This is a genomic window from Arthrobacter sp. CAL618 (assembly GCF_000468215.1).
Lineage (GTDB): Bacteria > Actinomycetota > Actinomycetes > Actinomycetales > Micrococcaceae > Arthrobacter_D.
The window spans coordinates 1-2824 of the sequence record NZ_ASZW01000205.1; the positions used below are offsets into that span (position 1 = coordinate 1).

Sequence of the window (2824 nt, forward strand, 5' to 3'; positions counted from 1 at the left end):
ATGACTTCCCTTAGCCCTCTCTTGAAGCAAGCAACTCCTTTGGTGGTTGATCACGCCCTGGGCAGCTGGATCCATGCTACTGATGGCCAGTCCTACCTGGATTTCACGACCGGTATTGGTGTGACGAGTACGGGTCACTGCCATCCGCGGGTGGTGGAAGCTGCCCGTGAGCAGGTGGGCAAAATTATTCATGCGCAGTACACCACAGTGATGCATAAGCCGTTGCTGGAGTTGACCGAGAAGCTCGGTGAGGTGTTGCCTGAGGGCCTGGATTCGGTGTTTTACGCCAATTCGGGTTCGGAGGCGGTGGAGGCTGCGGTCCGTCTGGCTAGGATGGCCACGGGCCGGCCGAACATTGTGGTGTTCCAGGGCGGCTTCCACGGCCGGACGGTCGCTGCGGCGTCGTTGACCACTGCCGGGACGAAGTTCTCTGCCGGGTTCTCTCCGTTAATGTCCGGTGTGCACATGTCCGCGTTCCCGTATGCGTACCGGTACGGGTGGGACGAGGCTGCCACGGTGGCGTTCGCGTTGAAGGAACTCGATTACCTGCTGCAGACCCGCACCGCACCGAACGACACGGCGGCGTTCCTGATCGAACCGGCCCTGGGTGACGGCGGGNNNCCCCGCCGGCGTTCCTGGAAGGCCTGCGTGAACGCGCGGACCGGCACGGCATCCAGCTGATCTTTGACGAGGTCCAGGCCGGGGTGGGCAGGATGGGCAAGTTCTGGGGACACCAGTACTCCACCGCGACCCCGGACATCCTGATCACCGCCAAGGGCATCGCTTCGGGTTTTCCGATCTCCGCGATCGCCGCCTCGACCGAGACGATGTCCAAGGGCTGGCCCGGTTCCCAAGGCGGGACCTACGGCGGCAATGCCGTCTCCGCCGCCGCCGGCGTCGCGACCCTGGACGTCGTCCGGGATGAAGGGCTCGTGGAGAACTCCCGGATCCGCGGCGAGCAGCTCCAGTCCGGCCTGAAAGACATCCAGAACCGCTTCCCGGTCATCGGTGACGTGCGCGGCAAAGGCCTGATGCAGGGCATCGAGTTCACCGCCGAAGACGGCACCCCCGACGCAGCCACCGCCGCAGCAGTCCAGCAGGCCACAACCACCCAGGGCCTACTCACCCTCACCTGCGGACCCGCAGGCAACGTTGTCCGCCTCATCCCCGCCCTCGTCGTCACCGCCAACGAAATCACCACCGGCCTCGAACGCTTCGAAAACGCCGTCGGCGCCGTCACCGGAGCCGTGCCCGCCACGACTGGGGCCTGAACAAGAAAGCCTTAAAGATGACCAACACACAGCCCCTGCACGACAGCGACCCCGGAACGCCCAGCGCGCCGGGGTCGGAACCCACTACCTCGGAGGGCAAACGCACCCTCCACCGTTCCATCCTCGGCTCCGCCTTGGGCAACGCCGTGGAATGGTTCGATTACGGCGTCTACGGCTATCTCACCATTTACATGGCCAGGAACTTTTTCGGGTCGGTAGAGGGCGACGGCGGACTCGGCGTCACCCTGACCCTCGCTACCCTGGCGCTGTCCTTCCTCGTGCGTCCGCTGGGCGGCATCATCCTCGGGCCGTTGGGGGACAAAGTGGGCCGCCAGAAGGTGATGGTCCTCACCGTCCTGCTGATGACCGTGGCCACCGGTTCCATCGGCCTGCTGCCAACGCTGGAGACGGCGGGACTCGCTGCTCCGTTGCTGCTGCTCGCCTGCAGGCTGGTGCAGGGCTTTTCCGCGGGCGGTGAATACGGGGGCGCCGCCGTCTATATGGCAGAATCCGCTCCCGACCGCCGTCGTGGTTTCCTGGGCTCCTTCCTGGAGTTCGGCACCACAGTGGGGTTCATCCTTGCCGCCATCGTCTGCACCTCACTCATCACCATTGTGGGTGACCAGGGCATGGAGGACGGCTGGTGGCGCCTGCCGTTCCTGCTGACCATTCCGCTGGGCCTGACGGCGCTGTGGATCCGAACCAGGCTGGTGGAAGCACCGGTGTTCTCCGAAGCATCGCAGCACAAGGAAACGATGCGGTCGCCGCTGCGGCACGTCTTCAAGCACCACTGGCGGCAGCTGCTGGTCTTGGCTGGATTCGTGGTGCTGCTGAACGTGGCGTTTTACCTGATCCTGGGCTACATGCCCACTTACCTGAGCGGCCAGTTGGGGCACAGCACAGCCCAGGGGAACTGGATGCTGGTGGCCATCATGGCCCTGATGCTGGTGGCCATTCCCCCGGTCGGCGCGCTGTCCGACAGGGTGGGCCGCAAGCCGTTGCTGCTGGTGGCCGCGTCCGGGTTCGCGCTGTTGTCCGTGCCGTTGGTCATGCTGCTGGGCCTGCCAAACCTGGTCCTGCAGTTTCTCGGTCTGGCCGTGCTGGGTCTCCTGCTGGTGATTTTGGTGGCATCGGTGTCCTCGACGCTCCCGGCGCTCTTCCCCACGGCGGTGCGCTACACGGGTTTCGCCATCGCGTATAACTTCTCTACCGCGTTCTTCGCCGGACCATCGCAAACCGTTGCGAACCAGCTGATCGAAACCACCGGAAACCAGCTGGTTCCCGGGTGGTACATGGCGGTTGCCGGTGTCATCGGCCTCGTGAGCATCCTGTGCATGCGGGAGACGTCGCAGGCCACGCTCCGCGGCGAGGTTCTGCCCGGCATGCCTGAGTCCGTGGGCCTGCCCAAGGTCCGCTTTGTTGAGCTAAATCGAAAGGACGCCGAGGCCCGCCGGGCCCAGTTCTAAACCCGCATCAGCGACACCACTACCCCCAGCTCCCGACCGACTGCCTCCTCAAGCGAACACAACGGATCACTACCCCCTAGCGCCGGC

The 2824-nt window shown here is 64.8% G+C and carries 1 protein-coding gene and 1 pseudogene; both read left to right on the forward strand.

Going from position 1 to position 2824, the window contains the following annotated elements:
• Positions 1-1271 (forward strand): annotated as a pseudogene (locus tag K728_RS19375) (aspartate aminotransferase family protein).
• Positions 1272-1288: 17 nt separating this feature from the next.
• Positions 1289-2737 (forward strand): MFS transporter, encoded by a 1449-nt coding sequence (locus K728_RS0112445; protein WP_019483913.1) that lies wholly within the window; start codon positions 1289-1291, stop codon positions 2735-2737.
• Positions 2738-2824 lie beyond the last annotated feature (87 nt).

What these genes read in the sequence shown, in the direction of transcription:
- K728_RS0112445 (WP_019483913.1), top strand. Translation starts at nt 1,289, where the DNA reads ATGACCAACACACAGCCCCTGCACGACAGCGACCCCGGAACGCCCAGC.